Below are 22,651 nucleotides of genomic sequence, written 5' to 3' on the forward strand. Positions count from 1 at the left end.
ACGCACCTCCTAAATTATTTAGCCTCCATAGCTCTTAACAGCTGTCCTATATTATCAATATAAAAATCTTCTGTTATTATCCCATTCTCTAGTTTTACAAGTCTATCACACGTCTTTGCTATAAATTCAATATCATGAGAAATTATCAAAAATTTTGTTCCTTTTCTTTGTTCCTCTTTGATTAATCTCCCCACCTTATCCATACTCCTGAAATCAAGCCCTGATGTCGGCTCATCCAATATAATAAAAGGGGTTTCTCTCAACATAGCTACACATAGAACTAGTCTTTGTTTTTGACCACCTGATAAAGTTGCTGGATGCTTATCTCTTATATCAAATAATCCAACTTTTTTTAAAAGTTCCTCTGCTTTCGTGATATAATCTTCTCTATTTTTTAACCCAGTTAATAATTCATCCATCAAATCTTCCCCAAATAATTGAGAGTCTAAATCTTGAGGAATATACCACACTTTACTTAACCTCATCTTTTTATTAGCTTTGTGTCCATTTATCTTTATTTCTCCATCAGTCTGATTTTGAATCCCAGAATAAATTTTACCGAGTGTACTTTTACCTGTTCCATTTATTCCTACTAAAGCAATAGTCTCATTGCTATCAAATTTAAGTGACACATCTTTTAGTACGAAATTATTTTTATATTTTTTACTAATATTTTTCACCTCAAAATCAAAAAAATTGTCACTACTAATTTCTTTTTCTTTAACTTTGTGGTCATCTACAACAATATCATCAAGATTTATTGAGCGTAAGCCCAATGCATTTAAGTCTTTTGAACTAATTTTTTCAAATTCTTCTGCTTTATAACTATTTGTTAAAGATCCATTTTGTATCAATAAATACCTATCAGCTATTCCTTTTAAATAAAATAACCTATGCTCAACAATTACTATAGTTTTCCCTTCGTTTTTTAAGTCCATTATAAGTTTTGAAAATTTATATATTGATTTCAAATCAAGATTTGCAGATGGTTCATCAAATACATATATAGATGGTTCGATAGCTCTCGCTGAACAAATTGCTACTTTTTGCCTAATTCCATAGGATAAATTGTATATCCTATTATTTAGCAATTTATCAATATTCATTTTCTCACTTGATTCATTTACTCTTCTTATTATTTCATCACGCTTATATCCCAAATTTTCCGGTCCAAATGCAATTTCTCCATTAACTTCATTGGCAAAAAATTGGCTTCTAGGATCTTGAAATACATTACCGACTAACTTTGCTATCTCCCATGATTTTAAATTTCTTATAGATTTGCTATCAATAAATACTTCTCCATCTAAATTTCCTTCGTAAAAATTTGGAATTAATCCATTTATAGCTCTTGTCAAAGTAGACTTGCCACATCCCGACTCCCCTATAATTACACAACATTCACCATCTTTAATGTCTAAATTTATATCTTTCAACTGTTCATCTTTATTGCTATTATACGAAAAAGATAATTTCCTAATTTCCAGTTTATTATTCAATGATGCACCTCTCATATAAGACATAATATAAATAAAACAAAGCTTGCAGTTATTATAATTATGTCTAATTTACACAACTTGTTACTATAATATGAATCCCTTTTTATTGGGTTTTCAATTCCTCTAACAATCGCTGCTGCTGATAATTCATCTCCTACTTTTATAGAACGAAAAATTAAAGGAACTATGGCATATTCAAGAGTCCTCAAAGGATTTGATAAAATATGAAAGAAGTTACCTGTAAATCCCCTTACTTTCATAGCTTCTTTTATTGTTCTAAATTCCCCAGCAATTGTTGGTACAAATCGAATAATTACCGTTAATATAAGTACAAAATTTCGTGGCAACATTAATTTGTGAAATATTGAAATTAATTTTCCTGATGGTATCTTAAAAGTTAAAAATCCTGCCATGATTGGAACTATGAATTTATACAACATTCCCAAAAGCATTGGAGAAATTATAACTACACCACTAGGTATCATTTTTAATAACCAAAATGTAGTAAAACTATATATCATAAAATAAATAATGCTCTGCTTGATAAAACCAAAATATGCTAAAAGCATACAAAGCCATCCTACAAACAGAGCATGCATATAGTAACTTTTTGTAAATATTGACACCATACAGGAAATTATAGTTAAAAAAAGACAAGTTATTCCACTTATTTTTTCTATTTTCATTTCCCATATATCTCCATTTACTCTAAAATACCCGCCTTTTTAAAGTGTTTTTTAAGAATTTTTTGTGCAAACAAAACACCTAAAGCAGATAATATAACGGTTATTGTTACACCTAATAATAGTAGTTTTGGTGAAGATACCAAATTATATTGCAATGTTAATGTCCTATCTGCAAACCCACTCTCTAAAGCTTGCTTTTGATAAGATTCCCAAGCTATCCAACATGGAACTCCTATTCCCATGAACATACCAGCACCATAAACACTCCAGCCAATCATATTTCTTATTGGATTTATATAAGTGTCTTTGCCTATCATTACTATTTCACACAAAATAGCAAGTCCAATAAAATATGGAAGCATAAACACATAACCCATAGCTGCTGTGATAAGACCATAAATTAATATCCATATAAATAATAGCCCATGTTTATTAAGTCTGTTAGCTGCTACCAAGTAGAAAATAGCTCCTATAAACATTTCGATTCCAGCAGTACCATAAATATACACAACTGGAACAGCAACCATACTCATTCCAACAACAATAGAAATTGCATAAAACAAGGCAATCATAATAGCTACTGTTACTACATCTTTTGTAGTCATTTTTTTATTGTTCATAAAACACCTCCGTCAATTAATAAAATGTACATAGAATGTGTATAGAGAATATTTACAAAAAAATATCCATCTCAACTTTATTATAAAGTAAGATGGATATTTTCTTTATAACCTGACAGCTCTTTATTTGCTCTAAAAAGGTCAGATTGATTTTTTTCTATATTCTTGAGGAGTTTGCCCAAAATGTTTTTTGAATGACTCAGAAAATTTACTAGGATTCAAATATCCTGACAAATCAGAAATCTCTCCTATTGACATTAAGGGTTTATGAATTAATAATTTAGCAGCGGCTTCTAAACAATTTTCCCTAATAAAATTACCTATTGAGCTTCCAGTTATGTATATAAAACATCTCTTCAAACTGGATTCTGAGATAGCATATTTTTTTGATAAATCAGAAATAGAATATCTTTCAAAAGGATTATTTAAAATCGTCTTATATGATTCTACAGTTGCTTTATATACTGGTTCTGAAAAAGATGTAAACTTAAAAGTATCTGAACTTTCAACTAAATTTAAAAATAATAACAACTCTATTGTCTTTATAATTGAATAAGAAAGTCTTATTCTAGAATCTACTCTATAAAGTTCACTAATAACATGGTCTATCTCATGACGTGAATGAATAATTAAAGCTGCACCATTTTTACATAAACGATCTTTTATTTCTAACAAATCAATTTTTGCGTACGGAAAGTATTTATCAATAGATTTTTGTGCCTTTTCAATATCAATAAATATTGAAAGTCCCACATATTTTTTTGTTGGTATGCATGAATCTTCAAAAAGAACTTTACCTATTTCGATTACACTTAGATCACCTTTACCTATCAGAGCACGTTCATTATTTTCAAGTTTAAACTCATAACATCCCTCTAAGCAATGATCTATTTCTAAAACCCCGCTTTTAGGATTTATTTTTTGATATGCCGTCTCCATATTAAGGTTATTATAAGATAATTGAACACCTTCAAATAAATTGTAGCAACGCATTTCTCCACAGCCAGTGGAATTTTCAATTGTATAAATTTTACATTCATCAGTAACCTTTTTTTCAGAAAAAATATATCCTTCAAGTACATTTTCTATAATATCTTCATGATTTAATTCCAAAACTCTACCTCCTAATGCATCATAATAATTAATTAAATTATACCCAAAAATTAGATTTTATACTAAAAATACACTATAGCATATTAATCGTACATCTATATTTTAAGCTTTTCTATTAGATACAAACATTTCAATTTTATGGTATAATGGTAATAATTAAATAACACGCTTAACGCTTATAACTTTAATAGCAAGCACAGTAAGTGTACGGACACTTACGAAAAAATTAATGGAGCAGACCTTTACGGAATGCTCCATTTTTTTATTTTTACCTTGTTAGGGAGAACCCTAAGACCCCGAAATATATTTTATAAAGGAGAATAAAATGGCAAATAGATTTAGAAATGAAAGAATAGAAATAAAACTAACCAAAGAAGAAAAGGAAGTTTTTGAAAAGAAAATGAAACTTGCTAATTGCAAAACTATGTCTCACTTTCTTAGGAAATGTGTATTAGAAAAAGAAATTTATGTAATAGATTTAGAACCATTTAGAAACCTACAATGGCTTCTTTCAAATGCAACAAATAACATAAACCAGATCGCCAAGGCTACTAATACAACTGGTGTTATTTACAAAAATGAAATCGAGTCAATGAATAAACAGATAGAAAAATTATCAAGAGAAATATGGCAAATCCATTCCCTACTTCTTAATAAATCAAAAGAAAGTTCTGGTGATTAGTATGGCAATTACAAAAATACATCCTATAAAATCAACTCTAAATTTGGCAATAGATTACATTACTAAGAGCGAAAAAACTGATGAAAAAGTCTTGGTATCTTCATTCAAATGTCATCCATCTACTGCCCATATTCAATTTATGAAAACACGAGAAGATAATGATACTAATGGTACAGTTTTGGCTAGACATTTAATCCAATCTTTTCTACCAGGAGAGGTTGATCCTATAAAAGCTCACGAAATTGGAATGGAATTATGTAAGAAAATTTTAAAAGAAGATTATGAATTTGTCCTTGCAACTCATATAGATAGAGGGCATATCCATAACCATATTATTTTTAATAATGTTAATTACAAGACTGGTAAATGCTACCAATCTAACAAAAAAACTTACCATAAAATTAGATGTCAAAGTGACGAATTATGTAAAGAAAATAAGCTTTCAGTCATTGATGAATATTATGAAGCTTACAAGAGAAAATATAAAACTTCTGGTAAATCCTGGTATGAATATGACCAAAACAAGAAAGGAAATTCTTGGAAATCTAAACTACAATTTGATATAGATAGAATGATTAATAAGTCTAAATCGTGGGAAGAGTTTTTAGAAAATATGAAATCTATTGATTATGAAATTAAATTTGGTAAACACATTGCTTTTCGTCATAAAGATAAGCAAAGATTTACAAGATCGAAGACTATCGGAGAAGATTATACTGAAGAAAAATTAAAAGAAAGAATAGATTTAGCTATTAAAAACAGAGCTAATCCTTTTATAAAGAAAGTAGGAAATGTTATTGATATATCTACTAATAAAAAAGCTCAATCCTCAAAAGGTTATGAAGTCTGGGCAAGAAAACACAATATCAAAACAATGGCTGATTCAATAATTAAACTTCGAGAACAAGGAATTAATTCAATTACTCAACTCGATGATCTAATCAAAAAATCTGCTGATGATAGACAAAACTTATTAGATAAAATAAAGAAAATTGAAACTGAGATGAAGAGTTTATCCCAAGATATGGAAAATATAAATATTATAAATAAGCATCGTGAAGTCTATAAATACCACAAGAAAAATCCTGAGGATAAGCAATTCGCTGAAGAATATTATAGCGAACTTTCCGTCTATAAAATAGCCGCAAAAGAAATCTTAGAAAACTATAAAAAACTACCAAATACAAAAGAAATATTAACCAAACTCGATAAATTGCAAGAAAAAAAGAACACCCTTATGCAAGAGTATTCTTTGAATAAAGAACAATTTTCCGACCTTGTTCAGTATAGAAAAAACTATGAAAATTATTATGGAAAGGAAGTGGAGAGATAAAAAGATATAAGCGGATAAAAGACCGTGTAAAATTTTGTGTATAGAAACCTCCTCTTTAATTTAATTAAAACATTAACTATAAGTTATTTTCTATTACTTGATATATCACTTTAAATGAGCAAAAAAAATAAAGGCAGTCCGAAGACTGCCGATATTTACCTCTCTGCGCCTTTGCTATGCTCTTTCTTAGTTGACTTAGTTTTGTCATCTGTCTTAAAGCTTTTTATTTGACCTAATATGGACTTTTTATCCTTATCTTGACTCTTTACTTGTTCTTTTGCTTTTAAGAGCTTAGAAGACAAAATACGGACATTCTTATGTTCCTTTCCGTTGTTGTCAATGCTTGTTTTTACTTGACCAAATATTTTAACAAAATCTCCTTGTTTTAGGTTATCTAAATCTTTTGTCTTATCTCCATAGGCTGAACAATTGGTATAAACTTTATTCCCATCGTCATCTTTTGAAACAATTGAAAAGTTGCTTACCTTGAACTTTTCTCCATTAGCATTTTCTCTTTCAAGATTTTCTACTTTGCCAGCTATATTACCCACGAGATTTATGAGATCGTCTTTTTCTTCAAGTTCATTGGTATTTTCAACAATCTTACCTTGCTCTTTCATATCATCAATCATATAGTCAAAGTCATCATTTAATAGACCTGTTGTGTCTTTGATCATAAATAAAACATAGACTTCTTCAAGTGCCTTTTCATCATTGACACCTTTTTCTATGCTCACAAGTGCTTTTATAAAATCCTTGTAATTATTATTCATCATTTCTTCTAAGTTTTCTCTAATATCTTTGTATTCCATAATTTCCTCCTTGTATTAAATAAGGAGGAAATTCTTGGAAGTCTAAACTGCAATTTGATATAGACAGAATGATTAATAAGTCTAAAACGTGGGAAGAGTTTTTAGAAAATATGAAAGCTCTTGATTATGAAATTAAGTTTGGTAAACACATTGCTTTTTGTCATAAAGATAAGCAAAGATTTACAAGAACGAAGACTATCGGAGAAGATTATACTGAAGAGAAAATCAAAGAAAGAATAGATTTAGCTATTAAAAACAAAGCTAATCCTATTAAAAAACGTGTAGGAAATGTTATTGATATATCTACTAATGAAAAAGCACAATCTTGTAAAGGCTATGAAGTTTGGGCAAGAAAACACAATATCAAAACAATGGCTGATTCAATAATTAAATTAAGAGAACAAGGCATTAAATCAATTACCCAACTCGATGACCTGATCAAAAAATCTGCTGATGATAGACAAGACTTGTTAGATAAAATAAAGAAAATTGAAACTGAAATGAAGAGTTTATCCCAAGATATGGAAAATATAAATACTATAAATAAGTATCGTGAAATATATAAATACCACAAGAAAAATCCTGAGGACAAACAATTTGCAGAAGAATATTATAGCGAACTTTCCGTCTACAAAATAGCTGCTAAAGAAATTTTAGAAAACTATAAAAAACTGCCAAACACAAAAGAAATACTATCAAACCTCGATAAATTACAAGAAAAAAAGAACACCCTTATGCAAGAGTATTCTTCCTCAAAATCCACTATGGATGAGTTTTATAAGATACGAAAAAATTACGGAATTTATATGGATAAGGAGATGGAGAGATAGTGTCCTCTCCTCTTTTTAAAATTACTTTCAACTTATTTTTCCAACTATATTCTTTTGCTAATTCTTTTCTTTTTGCCAACTTTCATGCCCTTTAATATTTTATATGAAATAAAGCAACAACCAAAATTTACAAGTACACTAATCGCAAATTCCAACATGGATGTTTCATACGCTCCTGACAAAATAAACACAGATGATATTGGATAAATGGCTCTTAAAATTTCCTTTGAGGCAAAAAATATTCCCACAAAAGAGTATATCTCAGCGATAATCAGAGCTATCCAGTAGCTCCTTTTAACAAGTCCAATAAGTGCAATAATTGGAGATATTACCATAAAAACGCTTATTCCAGTTAATACATATACAACAAAATAGTGAACTACTTCACTCATATTTACTGCGTGTAAATGCAATACCGCTTCTATAATTAAGGATGCCGTAAATAGTATTAAATAAACAAAAATACTACCTAATAGAGTAATTATCATTTTTGCAGTAATCATATTACTCTCGTCTATCGGTATTAGCCTTAATGATTTCAGTACATCTTCTTGTTCCTCACGACAAATAATATATCCTCCAAACAATGCTATCAAACTTGGCAAGACAAAATATGTGGTCAAAGAATGCACCTGTAAAATATACCATCCAAATGTGTCTATATACTTTTCCCCACTAAATGTAAATTGTCCTTGAAGAAAAACAACTCCCAAAGTCATTATGAGTGCAAATACAAGCAAAAATATCAATTTTGATCTGTGAAGTTTTTTATATTCAGCTAATAAAAGTGTCTTCATTTACCATCCTCTCCTTTTCAATAATAATTTTGTAACTATTGTAAATCCGACGACCCATATCCCTATACAAAGAAGAGAATAAAATATATTTATATCCTGATTTAATATTATTCCCGGGACATCCCTCAAAACAATTGCTGTAGAGCTTGATAATGGGTGTATATACATATTAACCATTAAAATTACAAATCCCGAAAAGGCATAAACAATCGTAATGCAAATCGGTAAAATGTATTTTTTTGTTAAAAATGCGATAGATAAAATAGGCAGCATGGAAACTGATAAAAGTCCACTAATCTCAAAACACTTTCTAATGAGAAAAATCAACAAAAAATGATCCATCTCTATATGATGAATAATTCTTCCAAAAAGAAGTGTAAAGAGAATTGATAAACCCATAAAGACTAAAGTATATAAAAACACAATTATAAATTTGCTAATTAAAAGCTTCGTCTTTTGTATCGGAACAATCCATAATGCTTTAAAAGTGTCATTTTCATACTCCATAGACACAATCATTGTGGAAAATATTCCTAATATAATTGGTAAAATCAGCCATAAATTATAACTAAAGATTGTCCATTTGAAATATTTCATTGCATTGTCTGAAAGGTCTATATTCCCAAAGTATATAGTGGCAAGCAATGGCATTAAGAGTGTTGCCAGAAACATCATCCAAACAATCTTTTTCCTTTTCAATTTAAGAAACTCTACTTTAACTAAATTAAGCAATTCCCTCTCCTCCGGTTATCTTCTTGAAGTAATCTTCCAAAGAATCATTACAGGTTTGTGATGAAGCCACCGATATTCCATTCATAACTAATGACTTATTAATTTTTGCCATATCTAATCCGTGACTATATATCTTTACATGATTATTATCTTCAACAGAATAGTTGGTTATTCCGAACTCTTTTTCCAACACAATAGTCGTCTTTGATACATCAGACACTTCCAACATAATATACTTTCTATTTTTTTTATTTAATTCTTCCATGCTGCTTTCTTCTAAAAGAACCCCTTTATCTATAATGCCAACTGTATCAGCGAGAAGTGTTATTTCAGATAAAATATGACTGGAGATTAAAATTGTCTTTCCTTTTTTTATACTTAAATCTTTTATAAAATTTCTAACTTCCGCTATTCCAATGGGATCTAAGCCATTTGTCGGTTCATCTAAAATTAAAACCTCTGGATCATGTAAAATTGCATTAGCAATCCCAAGTCTCTGCTTCATTCCTAAAGAGTAATTTCCGAATAGTTTCTTATCTTTATGTGGTAAGCCAACTACTTCTAAAGCATTTTTTACCGCATCAGGGAAAGCCGTTCCTCTAAGCAGTGCAAATATTTCCAAATTCTCCGTCCCTGTAAGATTAGGATAAAATCCGGGTGTTTCAATAATCGCACCAATTCTTGGATAAATCTTTTTCTCATTACCTTTTATATTTTGGTTAAAAACACTTACTTCACCATTCGTAATATCAGTAAGTCCCAGTATCATCTTCATAATAGTGGTCTTTCCTGCTCCATTTCGTCCTAATAGCCCGTATATAGAACCTTTTTCAATGTGTAAATTTACCGAATTTACAGCCTTTTGTTCTCCATACACTTTTGTTAAATTCTTTGTTTCAATAATATAGTTTTTCATTTTCTTTTTTCTCCTTAATAATTTTGTCTTTTCATAGATTTTATAGAGAACACAAAAAATAGTGCTCCAATTGTTAAAATATGTAACAAACAACTAAACTGCGATACATTTAACGAATATCCACCTATACTGTTTTCTACCATTTCTTTGGCAGCCGATGATACATTTTGATAAACCCCTAATAAACTTGCAAGCGGATGTATATGAACTAATATCGAAGCTCCAAATATCCCAATTCCTAAATAAAGCAAGCACATAGAAATAGGTAAAACATAACTCTTAGAAAAAGTAGCAATATAAATTACCGGAAGCATTGCAATCGGAATTAATAAAGCTGCAAGCATATATAATATTGCTGCCTCTTTTAATGTAATTAAATTAAAATCTACGAATCCGGCACTTAATACTGCACCCAAAACTGATGACATATATGTTAATACCATCAAAAATATAGTCAGTAATTCTATCAAAATAAATTTCGTAAAAAATACTTCAAATCTACTAACCGAAGTTATTAGTACATTCTTTAAAGTGTCATTCTTCCTTTCGTCAAAAAATAACATTGTAGAAATCATTCCAATTACGATTGGCAAGAACACAAAAGTTATATTCTTAAACGCTAAACAATATAAGTCTCCAAAACTATCCATGATAGGACTTTCTCTTGAAATTGAAAATGCTCTTTCAATTGCAAACAAATTCAAGATAACAGTTAGTATAATAATACCTATCAAAATTTTACTTCTCTTCCATTTTTTTATTTCAGCTTTTATCAAGAACATATCGCACCTCCTTACAATAAATATTATAAATGATTAACCTTGCCATAATCTTGCGACACCCTTGTTTTTATCTTGTTTCAATCATAACCACCCGTAAAACGGGTGGTTTGATCACGGGCTATAAGCCCGAGTGATACCAACCAGCGTCTCAAGGCGCTGGTTTTCACTTTGTTCAAACCTTATTGTTTTTGCCTCTTTAGCCAGCCCTGAAAGGGCTTTATTCATCTTTTTTTGAATGGATTCTTACACTCAATTTATCCATTGCTATGTCGTGTTGCTATTGTTTGTTCATTCAATCCTACCGTACTTACATAATATCCCTCTGCCCAAAAATGTCTATTTCCAAATTTGTATTTTAGGTTTGCATGCTTGTCAAACATTATTAGTGCACTTTTTCCTTTCAAGTATCCCATGAAACTTGACACTGATATTTTTGGGGGAATACTAACTAACATATGCACATGATCTGGCATTAAATGTCCTTCTATTATTTCTACTCCTTTGTATTTGCATAATGTCCTAAATATTTCTCCCAAACTATCTCGGTATTGATTAAATACTATTTTTCGTCTATACTTTGGTGTAAAGACAATATGATATTTACACATCCATTTTGTGTGTGATAATGAATTTGCCTTTTGTGCCATATTAATCACCTCTTATTATTTTAGGTCTGAACAACTCTATTATAATACTGAGGTGATTTTTTGGTATAACCTATTGTTGCCTACCCGCATAGCGGGTAGTTTTTTGTTTCGCACGCGTTGCGTGCTCAACTGACTAAAGTCAAAAAATAAAAAAAGCCCCAAAAGGGGCTTTCTAAATCAGCTACTTACATTGCAAACTCCACAGTAAAGACAGTTTTTATGTTAGGTATACTACTTACCCTTATTTTGGCATTATTCACTCTTAACAATTCTTTAGCAATTGATAAGCCAAGTCCCGATCCTTTTGTTAATCTTGAACTATCTGCCTGATACATCCTATCAAATATATATGGTAAGTCCTTTTCACTTATACCATTTCCATTATCTAAAATCATCAAAGTAGCTTTTGTATCCGATTCTTCTAATTTCAAGTGTACTCTATCACAATTACTGTGAATAATAATATTGTTTATAATATTGTTTAAGCTCCTAAAATAGGCATTTTCATCTATCTTTATATAGAATTCCTGTTCCGGAATTTCAATTTCATAACTTATATGTTTTTCTTCAAAAATAGGAATCCAGTCGCTTATCACATTTCTTGTTAATTCATTCAGGTCTTTATCTACAAAAGAAAACTTCCATTCTCCTGAATCCAACTTTACCCAATCAAAGAGTTTTTCTACAAAATCCTTCAAGTAATGTGCCTTACTTAAAGAAATTTTTATATAATCTTCCTTCTCATCTCCCGTAACAATTCCCTCTTGCACTGCTTCCAAATAACCGACCATAGATGCTAAAGGAGTTTTCACATCATGAGACAAACTTGTCATAAGCGATTTATACGCCTGTTCTGACTGCTTTTGTTCTATTAGCTTGTTCTGACTTTGTAGAGTTATCTCATTTATATCATGACAGATCTTTTCTGTAGTTTCATTTTTCTTAATTAAAATTCTGCGATTGTAATCACCATTTTTTATATCAACGAGTACTTCCTGAATACTGTTTATTTCTTTTTTTATGTTGGTAATTTTTTTTAACAAACAAAAAATTACAAATATCAATAATAAGATTATGATGATTTTTACATCCATATATCATACCCCCTTACTAAAACGATAACCCACGCCCCTAACTGTCAAAATATAAGTTGGTTCTTCAGGGTTAGGCTCTATTTTTTTTCGAAGCTTACTGATAAAAGACATGATATTACTATCATCAAAAAGATAATCTTCTTCCCAAACATTCGTATATATTTGTTTTTTTGTAAAAATCCTCCCTTTATTAGACGCAAGAAAATACAATAAATCAAATTCTTTATTTGTTAATTCTATGTTATTATCACTTATTTTTACAATTCTATTTTCCTTATCTATTTGCATACCATCTATTGTGAGTATATCAGACTGGTCTGTGCTTTTCTGATTGAAATCTATATATCTACGAACCATAGCTTCAACTCTTGCCTTAAGTTCATTTATATTAAATGGCTTTGTCAAATAGTCATCAGCACCTTGTTTAAGTCCATAAATTTTTGAATCATCATCAGACTTCGCAGTCAGCATTAAAACCGGAATAGTGCATTCTTCCCTTATCATCTCCAGAACTTGAAACCCATCAAAATCAGGAAGCATAATATCTAATAAAATCAGACACAAATTATTTGCATTTCGTATTTTCTTATATCCGTCTAATCCATTATTGGCAATATCAACAGAATATCCATCAGTACTTAAACACTTTTTAATTAAATTACATAATGCAATATCATCATCTATAATTATTATCTCTCTCATATCTCATAACTCCATACTTCTTATTCAATATAATTATCATCAAAGGAAAATACATCATTCGGTGTACAATCTAAAGACTTACATATTTTTTCTAAGTTTTTAAGTGTTATGGGCTTATTTTTTCCCATCTGTGCCATAACATTAGTGGTAATCCCTGCCATAACTATTACATCTGTTTTCTTCAAACTTTTCTTCGCCAATAGTATCCATAATGGTTTATAATTCAATGCCATACTAATCCTCTTTTCTTTATAACGATTTTCGGAGTAATTATATCACTTTTATTGATTATATTCAATTTTTATTTGATTTTTAAAAGATTGTTTACAACCATTTTTTACATTTTGTCTTTATACAGACTTAATAAACTGAACAAAAAAGAATACCCTTATGCGAGAGTATTCTTCCTCAAAAAAACAATGGACGATCTTTACAGGATACGAAAAAACTAGGAATTTATATGGGCAAGGATATGGAGAGATAGTGTTCTCTCCTCTTTTTTCCTCCAAACAAAAAAAGAGTCGGTGCAGTACTAAGACCACACCGACCATAAGTTTATCTTTCAGCTTCTTTTGATATTTCTTTCTTTTCTTTAGGCTTTCCCTTATCTTCAGTCTGATATTTTTTGATTTCTCCAAGCACAGACTCTTTCTTTTTTTCTTGTCCTTTCATTTGTTCTTTTGCTTTTAAAAGCTTAGAAGACAAAATACGGACATTTTTATGTTCCTTTCCGTTGTTATCAATGCTTGTTTTTACTTGACCGAAGATTTTAACAAAATCTCCTTGTTTCAGGTTCTCTAAATCTTTTGTCTTATCTCCATAGGCTGAACAATTGGTATAAACTTTATTTCCATCGTCATCTTTTGAAACAATTGAGAAATTACTTACTTTAAACTTTTCTCCATTGGCATTCTCTCTTTCCAAGTTTTCTACTTTACCAGCTATATTACCCACGAGATTTATAAGATCATCTTTTTCTTCAATATCACTGACATTTTCAACAATCTTACCTTGTTCTTTCATATCATCAATCATATAGTCAAAGTCATCATTTAATAGACCTGTTGTGTCTTTGATCATAAATAAAACATAGACTTCTTCAAGTGCCTTTTCATCATTAACACCTTTTTCTATACTCACAAGTGCTTTTATAAAGTCCTTGTAATTATCATTCATCATTTCTTCTAAGTTTTCTCTAATATCTTTGTATTCCATAGTTTCCTCCTTGTAATGAATAAGGAGAGCCTTTCGCCCTCCTTTACCTTTCTTGTCCTTTTTCGTTTTTTTCTTGATTTTTATCTTTTTCTTCTTCTGATTTGAATTTTGATATTTGACCCAATATTGATGGTTTCTCTTCTCTTGCGTGAAGATTATCCTCTACATCATAAGTTGATTCAAAGTAATCACTATCTTTAAAATCATTGTCATACCTATCTGGTATTCCGTCATTATCATGATCTTTTGCAAGTGGATCATAGAAGTTTCCGTCATCATCTATTTCTAAGCCCAGTGCTTGTTTTAAATCTTCTTCATCTACTGATACCAGATCATCAAAACTAGACATCTTTATAGCTTCGGTCATATCTTTAATAGCTTGTGAGTTAGATATATCTTCTTCTACAAAAGATTCTGTTCTAATAGCTACATTATCTACATACTGAGTCCATGTTTTTTCTTCCAAATTTACTTCATATTGAATAGAATGCTTACCATCAGGTGTTTCTGTATAGGCAAGTCCTATATGACTTAAATCAGGGTATAGTTTGTCAAAGTCTTCATAACTATTAGATTCTGAAAACTCGTAGTTAGAATAATCGACTATCGCCCTCTTTAAATTTTCTAATAATGGTGATTGGTTTTCTAATTCTTCGACTTCTCCCATATCTAAAAGTTTATTAATCTCAGCTAGTCTTAGTATCTTATCCCTTAACTCATCTGCTTTTTCAAATGGTTTTGTCAATTCTACTTTGGCATTTTCTAAAGATTCTTTATAGTTTTCAAGATTTTGATTTAACCTTTCAAGTCTTGCAGGCATTTTTTCAATGGCATTATCAAGCCTTGTTATATTACCATCAGTAGAGTTTGAAAACTCTCCGAAGTATTCTGCTTTTCCTAGAAGTTTAAAGGTGTGAGTGTTAGTCATAAAGTTATACGAAACTTGCAAGTCTAAATTTCTATATTTACCAATAACCTTGCTATCATTTATCTTTACCTTTTTTATTTCTTCTAGTAGCTTCTCTCCAGCTTCTTTCTTATCTAAAATTTTATTTGTCCCAAGACTGATTGAAGTGAATTTGCTATCTCCTTCTCCTAATTTCTCAACATTTGCAATATCTTCTTTAACTGCTTGTATTTCCATTTCAGTTTTTAAAATACTTTGAGGATAAATTTTATTTACCTTATCTTCGAGCTTATATTTATTAGACTTGTAGTTTGCTTCCAGCATTTTTAGTTTTGTAACTTCGTTATCTAAATCCATCTTTTCTTTAATTAAAGGATTTCCAGTAGCTAAAGCCTTAATTTCTGAATAAGATAGACTTGCTTCATCAACATCTTCAGCAACACGCACAGGCGTCTTGCTTGTCATAATTTGAGATATGAATTTTTGCTTATTCTCTATTGTCTGGTCGAGTAGGTCGGGGATATTACTATCCCTTTCCCCTCTAAGAACCGTGCATGAGAGTTTCCCCTCACACGGCTCAAGTTTTTATAAGCCCTAATTAAAGAGCCAGCGTGTTTTCTTCATCATTTATATGCAATTTTCTATGACACCAAGGGTGTACTAAAGTTTTAAGGGTAATATTATTTTGAATTGTTTGATGTACTCTAAAGTCTGTATCAATAGTTATTTTCTCTCCACAAACAGGGCATATTCCATTTTGCGTTTTATATAGTCTATTTATAACTGTACGTCCTTTAAGTTCGTTTCGTATTTTTAACTCTTCTCTTTCTTCAAAGTATATTTGCCAATTTTCATCAAATGGATTTGCTTCAGCTTGTATCTTGGTAAATCTTTTAATATCAGTGTCTGTAGCATATTTAAGACGAAGATAGTATTTCTCGCCATTTTCCATTCTGTCGCCAGTTGCTACACTGAAAGTCCAGATTCTATTTCCAATGGTATTGAAGTATTTCTTAGCTATCCATTTTCTACCTTTCTTTGGGTGTCGACGAACGCACCAGGTCCACAAGCTTTTATATATTTCATAATCAAGTTTTTCAAAGGCTTTAGATGAAACATTATATTTCTGATAGTTTACCCAACCTATAATGATTGGATTTAATTTTCTAATCAATATTTCTTGTTTCATTGACGGATTATCTTTTATGATTCGTCTGATTTTATCGACAATAGCCTTGAAGTTCTTATCAGATGGTTTTGTAAGCAACTTATCTTTATACATCCTAATATTAACTCCAAGAAAATCAAAACCGTCATTTATGTGCGTTATTAGTGTCTTTTCCTCTGATAATTCTAAACCTCTTTCAGCTAGAAATTTTACAATGATTGGCTTTACACCATTTTCAAGCAATTCTGCACTTTCCCCTGTAACGATGAAATCATCTGCATATCTAACAAAGTTAACCTTTGGGAAATATGTTTTCTTATTTACTGTTCTTCTATGGTATTTCTCTTTGATTGCTTTTTCTAAACCATCTAATACCATATTGGAAATAATAGGTGATATTGGTGAGCCTTGGGGACTTCCTGTTTCTGTTGGAAATAGTTTTTGTTTTTCTATATATCCACACTCAAGCCAAAGTTTTAATAATTTCTTGTTCATTGGGATATTATTTAATATCCATTCATGACTTATATTATCAAAACAACCTTTTATATCTCCCTCAAGTACCCATTTTGCAGATTTCTTTTTATTAAGTGATGTAAAACACTGCTCAATAGCATCTTGTGTACATCTTTTTGCCCTAAATCCATAAGAATTAGGGTCAGCAGTAGTTTCTGCTATGGGTTCAAGTGCAAATTTATATAGGGTTTGCATTGCTCTATCTGTCATTGTAGGAATGCTGAGAGGTCTTTTCTTCCCATTTTTCTTTGGTATATACACTCTTTTAAGAGGCTTAGGTTTATATCCTCTTAAGTTTAACTTTCCTATTGCCTTATACTTTGCCTGTGATGTTAGCCATAATTCACCATCAACACCACTTGTTTTCTTGCCTTGATTTTCAGTTACCCTCTTAATAGCCAAGGCTTTTGCATAAAATGAAGTTGTGAGTAAATGTTGTAAAGATTTTACCTTTCCATATTTACTCATTTTCCACGCTTTCACAATACGCATTTGTAGTTTTTTAACATAGCTTTCTGCTACTGAAAAATCTATACTTTCCCAGTCTTTAGCTCTGTTAGTAGTAGCACACATTTTACTGTTCATTTGCTTTCTCCTTTCAAAAATTCTACAAGTTCTCTTGTGATTAAAAACCAAATGGAAGTCTGCACTCTTTCGAGTTAGGGCAAATTTTGAACCCCTATCCATCTCATTACAAGATGGCATTCGCTTTTTCCATTCTCCTTTACCTGCACCATTATCAGCATTTCTTACGATTTGCCTTGCCTTATGGCAATAGTACAGGCTTACCATGTTTCACTTAATTAACATTGATAACTTAGGCTCTACCTCTCTGCCGGTAGTCTTTTTGTCCGTGTAATCCCACTATGGAAAGGATTATCCGACTATACACCATTTTGGTTCAGGCTTATCAGCAACTTTAGCCTGTTCGCCTTAACGACATTTATCAGTAGTTCACATATGTTAGCCATATTATCAAGCCTCGCTCCCTAACCACCTTGTTGCTGGCAGTTTCGGTATTACCTCACGGTTTTACCTCAAGGAGGGTTACTTTAATATCGGCTTACCACACCTAAGTGCAGTCGATACTCGGCTCAACTAACGGAATAGTTGGTTTGGTCATCATGCCAAACAGTTAAATTAAGCGACTTCATGTCGCACCCATAAATAGGCATCAAAGGTATTCTCTGTTACATATCTAAAGATATTTACCTTATCATTTTCATTACCTTGACGAACAATTCTACCACTTCTTTGCTCTAGGTCTGGTGAGTAGTCCGAAGTGGTCAATTTAATTTACCTATAAACTTGTAGTGAATTTCAACCTTTTGGCTAATTTGACCGTCTATTTCTTTCTTGTCATAGACATATATCTTATCTATAACTTGATTTAGGATATATCTGTTTAGCGATTTTATCTTAGCGTATTTGCTAATATTATCCATGAATTTCTTGTAGTTATCTTCAGTTTCAAAAGATACTTCTATATCGCCCTCTAAGACTTTGATTTCCTCGATTAACTTGTCTTGTTTTTTAGATATGCTCACATTCATTAGATTGAAGTTTCTTTCGGTTATATTCCCCTCTAACCTATCTTCATATAACTGTTCGTAGCTTCTGTCTAATTCTGCTAATTGGTTCTTTTTAAGCTCCAGCTTGTTAGATAGTTCTTTTCCCTCGTCAATTTTTTCTACTTCAATCTTTTCTATTATCTTTTCGACAAAGTCTTCTTTAGCAGATAGTGCCATACTTCCATGATATTGTATATCTTCAAGAACAATATTATATAGATCCCTAGCTTCAATTCTATGTGATGAACAAGCATTTACTCCATATTTTTTATATGTGGAGCAAGAAAAGTGAACAAAGTCTATGAGTTCTTTCTTTTTAAGCCTATAATCAGTTTTTGGTGTCAATGCATAACCACATTTAGGACATCTTACAAGTCCTTGAAAAATGTTGTCATAATAGAGTCCCTTTTTATTGTTACACTTCCTCTTATCAATCATTGTTTGAACTTGTTCCCATATTTCCTCACTAACTATTCCCTCGTGGGTATCTTTAGCATAAATATAGTCACTTTTAGGAATATACATTCTTTTTGAGTTCTTAAATGATAAGGTAGGTCTTTTATTTCTTGCCATATTTCCACAATAAACTGGATCTCGTAAAACATTTAACACCATTCTATGTGACCATTGATATTTATTTTCTTCTGTTAGTCCATAAAGCTTTTCAGCATTTTCAACAAAAGCACTTGGTCTTGGAATTTTTCTCTTCATCAACTCCTGGCTAATAAGTTGAGTACCCTTACCCTCTAAACACAATTTATAAATGAGTTCTATAATAGGTTTAGTTTTCTCATCTATGATTAATCTGCGTTTATTATTAGGGTCTTTTAGATAACCAAATGGAGCTTTAGAGCCTATATATGTTCCCTCTCTCATTCTACTTTGAATTGCACTTTTAACTTTTTTGGAAGTATCCTTTGCGTACATCTCATTTAGAATGTTTTTAAATGGCATAATATCATTTTGATTGCTATTTAATGTGTCTATACCATCAGTTATTGCAATATATCTTATATTCTTTTGTGGAAAGTACATTTCGATATATGCTCCACTTTGAAGATAGTTTCTTCCTAACCTTGATAAGTCTTTTGTTATAACACAATTTATTTTTCCATTTTCAATATCAGTAATCATCTTTTTAAATGATGGTCTTTCAAAGTTTGTTCCCGAATATCCATCATCTACATAATAATCATAAATAGCGATACTGTTAGTTTCTGCGAATTGTTTTAACATTACTTTTTGTGACCATATACTCATACTCTCAACTGAGTTTCCATCGTCTTTTGATAGTCTACAATAAAGTCCTGCTACATATTTTTTAGTCCTGCTCAATTTCAATCTCCTTTCCCTAAACAGGACTATCTCAATAATTTAATTATACTAAAATACTCCCGTTTAGTCAATCAATACTTACGCTTGCGTTTGTTTATTTTCTCTGTCTTTTTCTAAGTTTCTTTCGACTACATGCTCGATAATATCTTCAAATACTTCTTCAATCGGCTTTTTGCCTACATATACTCGCTTTATTTCATAGTTGATTTTTCCACTTCGTTTTTTCTTTTTTAATTCCATGTAATTCCTCCCTTTTGTTGCAATAAAAAAAGACGATTAGATTTTTAATTTTCTAATCGTCTTTTAAGTGTCATATTTACATTTTTATTATCTCTGGCATACTTTGATACCTTTTTAGACTTAAAGTCTTTAATAATAGCTTTCCACCTCTTTTTATCTATAAAGATTCGCCTACTTCATAGTTCATTTTTTTATTTAAACCTTTCTGTCTTAGTTTATCTTTATCTTCTTCATACCATTTTAAGATTGTCACATAGTGGTTTTGATAGGTCTTACCACTGCTTTCCATGTATCTTGATAGTTTATTTATCATTATTTCTGTGTGTGAGTTTAATTTTTCTTTAAGTTTTTTATATTCTTCTTTGCTTAACCTTACATTTTTGCATTCTCCATAAAAGATGGGGGTGGACTTTTTATCTTTTTCTATCTCTCCCTCTCTCTCTTTATCTATCTCTATATCTTTCTCTATCTCTATCTCTTGTCGGACATGGGTTGGACTCATTAAGGACAATGTCCTCTGTTTATTTTGTCTGTATCTTCTTTTTTTCTCTGCCCATGCTGTTTCTGATCCGATTAAGTTTGGTATTTCAGTTAAATAGTATTCATCATTTTCTGTTATAACTTCTAATAAGCCTTGATTGATTAAATAATTAACTGTAACCATTACATCATCGTCTGTTTCATCTATGGTTAGTGCTAACTCTTTTATAAAATCACTTTCTACTCCGTCATAATAGAGTTTGCCCTCATCTTTTAGACTTAGTAATAAAAGTTTGAGATATATTATCGTGTAGGTATCTCCTCCCGATATTCTTCTTAATCTTTTTATCCTTTTGTCTGTGAAAAATTCTTCTTTTAGTTTTATCCAATAATATCTTTTGTTTGTTGCCATATCTGCTCCTTTCTTGATTTTCGATAATCGAAATTCTTGATTTCCGATTTTCAGAATTCTGGACTTCTGCTTTTCAGAAGTCTTGTTATTGTGGGGTTCTAAGGGTGTAACTTTTCGTTACTCCCTTAGATTTCTCTGGTCATATCTTTTTTATTTGGTTTTACTTTTTCTTTTACTTTCCTTTTGACTTTTCCTTTTGTCTTATCCTTGTTCTTGGATAGGTCTTTGTATTTCTTTATTTGTTTTAGGATACTTTCTTTTTCTTTTTTATTTTCTTTGGCTATGACTTGCTTAAAGGCATATTCCATTACTTTTATGTCTTTGGCTTGGAAGAATATTTCATAGTTTTTGCTTTCTTTGTTTTTCATTACTGAGAAACTTACTCCAAGTTTGTTTAGTTCTTTTTTTAAGTCTTTGAGGTCGCTTTGATCTATGCTTATATTTTCTAGTTGTCCTTTTTTATATAAGTCTTTTATTTTCATTTCATCGCCCATAAGGCTTTTTAGGTTGCCATTTGCTTTTTCTAAAGTTTCATTCATCTTTTTTCTTATTTCTTTGTCTAAGTTGATTGATTCTTTTGCTGCCTTTATTGTGTATGTTATTATGGTTTGTGCTGCTTGACCTGCTTCTTTGCTTATTTCTTCGTTTATCATGCTTTATCTCCTTTGTTTGAATTAAAAAAAGGGAAGTATAGGCTTTAATTTTTCTATACTTCCCTTTGATTGTTTTTATTTTATTGTTGTTGGTGGTGGAATGCTTTATTTTGATGTTTTTATAGCTTACTTAGGTATTTGTACCTTTTCTTGTTTTTCTGCTCCTATTTTGCTTTTCCACCTTTAGTAGTTTATGTGTGTTCTTTTGTCTGATAGATAGTTTTTCATGTTGGAATATATAATTTGTATTTCTTTATTGTTCATTGCTTTTATTTCTTCTGTGCTTTTATATGTTTTGTATGTTCCATCTTGATCTGCTTTTATGATTTCATTTATTAGCTCTTGCCTTTTATTCATCTCTATTACCTCCTAGATCTGCCTTTATTTTCTTGGTCATATTATAGCTTGGATAAGATATTTTTACCAGGTCTTATCTTTCTTGATCCATTTTCTTGTTTTTCATCATTTCTCTGTATTCATTATCTTTAATAACTTGGTCTTGGAATTTTTTAATCTGTGCTATTACACTTGGTTTTTCACCTTGTTTTATTAACTTATCTATTTCTATGGATAAATCTATGCCAAGTTCTTTATTTACAAAATCTACTGAATATTTTATATGATTAATTTCCTGGTACTCATCTTTTATCTTGTCTTTTTCTTTATTTATTTCTTCAAGATTTGCCATTAAAAGATTTTTTTCTTCATTCCATTTTTTAGGACTTAGTTTTTCCTTATCTGATAGAAGTTTTTTTAATTTCCCACTTACTACCTTATATTGGTCTATGTCTTTCTTATGTTTGTTATAAAATGCGTCTTTTGTGAATATATTTTTCTTTTGATATTCATCATAGAATTCTTTTTTGGCTTTGTAGATTTCATAGTATAAAATTTTCTTTTCTACATCTT

22 protein-coding genes and 3 pseudogenes are annotated in these 22,651 nt (G+C 30.5%); 3 read left to right on the forward strand and 22 right to left on the reverse strand.

Features of this window, described 5'->3' with window-relative positions:
- Positions 1–14: 14 nt before the first annotated feature.
- The 4 genes from J2Z38_RS08500 to J2Z38_RS08515 form a co-directional block, all read right to left on the reverse strand.
- A complete protein-coding gene (locus tag J2Z38_RS08500; RefSeq protein WP_209774779.1) occupies positions 15–1,523 on the reverse strand; it encodes an ABC transporter ATP-binding protein in 1,509 nt (502 codons plus the stop codon).
- Complete coding sequence (locus J2Z38_RS08505) at positions 1,511–2,185, reverse strand: energy-coupling factor transporter transmembrane component T family protein (RefSeq protein WP_000687642.1); 675 nt, start codon at positions 2,183–2,185, stop codon at positions 1,511–1,513. Before J2Z38_RS08505 ends, J2Z38_RS08500 begins: the two co-directional genes overlap by 13 nt.
- A gap of 17 nt (positions 2,186–2,202) precedes the next feature.
- Positions 2,203–2,805, reverse strand: a complete 603-nt coding sequence (locus J2Z38_RS08510; RefSeq protein ID WP_209774781.1) for an MptD family putative ECF transporter S component — start codon at positions 2,803–2,805, stop codon at positions 2,203–2,205.
- Positions 2,806–2,946: 141 nt separating this feature from the next.
- Complete coding sequence (locus J2Z38_RS08515) at positions 2,947–3,918, reverse strand: helix-turn-helix domain-containing protein (RefSeq protein ID WP_209774782.1); 972 nt, start codon at positions 3,916–3,918, stop codon at positions 2,947–2,949.
- A 325-nt stretch (positions 3,919–4,243) separates the two neighbouring features.
- On the opposite strand from J2Z38_RS08515, the gene J2Z38_RS08520 reads away from it, so the two are divergent.
- Complete coding sequence (locus J2Z38_RS08520) at positions 4,244–4,600, forward strand: plasmid mobilization protein (protein WP_209774784.1); 357 nt, start codon at positions 4,244–4,246, stop codon at positions 4,598–4,600.
- Position 4,601: 1 nt separating this feature from the next.
- Positions 4,602–5,933: a relaxase/mobilization nuclease domain-containing protein gene (locus J2Z38_RS08525; RefSeq protein ID WP_209774786.1), complete on the forward strand. Its 1,332-nt coding sequence runs from the start codon at positions 4,602–4,604 to the stop codon at positions 5,931–5,933.
- A gap of 155 nt (positions 5,934–6,088) precedes the next feature.
- Here the strand turns inward: J2Z38_RS08525 and J2Z38_RS08530 are convergent, their stop codons facing one another.
- Positions 6,089–6,745, reverse strand: a complete 657-nt coding sequence (locus tag J2Z38_RS08530) for a DNA-binding protein (RefSeq protein ID WP_209774788.1) — start codon at positions 6,743–6,745, stop codon at positions 6,089–6,091.
- A 26-nt stretch (positions 6,746–6,771) separates the two neighbouring features.
- Between J2Z38_RS08530 and J2Z38_RS08535 the strand changes: the two are divergent.
- Positions 6,772–7,575: pseudogene (locus J2Z38_RS08535) on the forward strand (relaxase/mobilization nuclease domain-containing protein); the annotation flags it as partial.
- Positions 7,576–7,619: 44 nt separating this feature from the next.
- Here J2Z38_RS08535 and J2Z38_RS08540 read toward each other — a convergent pair.
- The 17 genes and pseudogenes from J2Z38_RS08540 to J2Z38_RS10580 all read right to left on the reverse strand — a co-directional run.
- Positions 7,620–8,372, reverse strand: coding sequence for an ABC transporter permease (locus J2Z38_RS08540; RefSeq protein WP_007891103.1), 753 nt, complete (start codon positions 8,370–8,372; stop codon positions 7,620–7,622).
- Entirely contained in the window at positions 8,373–9,104 is a 732-nt protein-coding gene (locus J2Z38_RS08545; RefSeq protein WP_004835604.1) for an ABC transporter permease, read from the reverse strand. It lies immediately after the preceding gene.
- Complete coding sequence (locus tag J2Z38_RS08550) at positions 9,097–10,020, reverse strand: ABC transporter ATP-binding protein (protein WP_016648533.1); 924 nt, start codon at positions 10,018–10,020, stop codon at positions 9,097–9,099. Before J2Z38_RS08550 ends, J2Z38_RS08545 begins: the two co-directional genes overlap by 8 nt.
- 14 nt (positions 10,021–10,034) lie before the next feature.
- The gene (locus tag J2Z38_RS08555; RefSeq protein WP_209774790.1) at positions 10,035–10,802 is read right to left on the reverse strand and encodes an ABC transporter permease; all 768 of its coding nucleotides are present in this window, start codon (positions 10,800–10,802) and stop codon (positions 10,035–10,037) included.
- Between the two features lie 278 nt (positions 10,803–11,080).
- Positions 11,081–11,449 (reverse strand): annotated as a pseudogene (gene tnpA / locus J2Z38_RS08560) (IS200/IS605 family transposase); the annotation flags it as partial.
- 185 nt (positions 11,450–11,634) lie between these two features.
- The gene (locus J2Z38_RS08565; protein ID WP_004835597.1) at positions 11,635–12,543 is read right to left on the reverse strand and encodes a sensor histidine kinase; all 909 of its coding nucleotides are present in this window, start codon (positions 12,541–12,543) and stop codon (positions 11,635–11,637) included.
- A 3-nt stretch (positions 12,544–12,546) separates the two neighbouring features.
- Positions 12,547–13,245 carry a response regulator transcription factor gene (locus J2Z38_RS08570; RefSeq protein ID WP_004835594.1) on the reverse strand — a complete coding sequence of 233 codons (699 nt, stop codon included), beginning with the start codon at positions 13,243–13,245 and terminating at the stop codon, positions 12,547–12,549.
- Between the two features lie 20 nt (positions 13,246–13,265).
- A complete protein-coding gene (locus J2Z38_RS08575; protein WP_004838415.1) occupies positions 13,266–13,478 on the reverse strand; it encodes a helix-turn-helix domain-containing protein in 213 nt (70 codons plus the stop codon).
- A gap of 322 nt (positions 13,479–13,800) precedes the next feature.
- Positions 13,801–14,460, reverse strand: coding sequence for a hypothetical protein (locus tag J2Z38_RS08580; protein WP_016648534.1), 660 nt, complete (start codon positions 14,458–14,460; stop codon positions 13,801–13,803).
- A gap of 43 nt (positions 14,461–14,503) precedes the next feature.
- Positions 14,504–15,877: pseudogene (locus tag J2Z38_RS08585) on the reverse strand (DNA helicase); the annotation flags it as partial.
- Positions 15,878–15,965: 88 nt separating this feature from the next.
- Positions 15,966–17,636, reverse strand: coding sequence for a group II intron reverse transcriptase/maturase (gene ltrA, locus J2Z38_RS08590; protein WP_209774801.1), 1,671 nt, complete (start codon positions 17,634–17,636; stop codon positions 15,966–15,968).
- Between the two features lie 701 nt (positions 17,637–18,337).
- Positions 18,338–19,957, reverse strand: a complete 1,620-nt coding sequence (locus tag J2Z38_RS08595) for a recombinase family protein (RefSeq protein ID WP_209774793.1) — start codon at positions 19,955–19,957, stop codon at positions 18,338–18,340.
- A gap of 78 nt (positions 19,958–20,035) precedes the next feature.
- Positions 20,036–20,197 carry a hypothetical protein gene (locus J2Z38_RS08600; RefSeq protein ID WP_019213949.1) on the reverse strand — a complete coding sequence of 54 codons (162 nt, stop codon included), beginning with the start codon at positions 20,195–20,197 and terminating at the stop codon, positions 20,036–20,038.
- 157 nt (positions 20,198–20,354) lie between these two features.
- Positions 20,355–21,089 carry a phage replisome organizer N-terminal domain-containing protein gene (locus J2Z38_RS08605; protein ID WP_209774795.1) on the reverse strand — a complete coding sequence of 245 codons (735 nt, stop codon included), beginning with the start codon at positions 21,087–21,089 and terminating at the stop codon, positions 20,355–20,357.
- Positions 21,090–21,214: 125 nt separating this feature from the next.
- Positions 21,215–21,742: a PcfB family protein gene (locus J2Z38_RS08610; RefSeq protein WP_209774796.1), complete on the reverse strand. Its 528-nt coding sequence runs from the start codon at positions 21,740–21,742 to the stop codon at positions 21,215–21,217.
- A gap of 183 nt (positions 21,743–21,925) precedes the next feature.
- Positions 21,926–22,099 carry a hypothetical protein gene (locus tag J2Z38_RS08615; RefSeq protein ID WP_209774798.1) on the reverse strand — a complete coding sequence of 58 codons (174 nt, stop codon included), beginning with the start codon at positions 22,097–22,099 and terminating at the stop codon, positions 21,926–21,928.
- A gap of 73 nt (positions 22,100–22,172) precedes the next feature.
- A partial coding sequence (locus J2Z38_RS10580) for a nickase (RefSeq protein WP_233463519.1) occupies positions 22,173–22,651 on the reverse strand: 479 nt, incomplete at its 5' end.

Origin of the sequence: Anaerococcus degeneri (assembly GCF_017874475.1) — a bacterium.
In the GTDB taxonomy this organism is placed as follows: domain Bacteria; phylum Bacillota; class Clostridia; order Tissierellales; family Peptoniphilaceae; genus Anaerococcus; species Anaerococcus degeneri.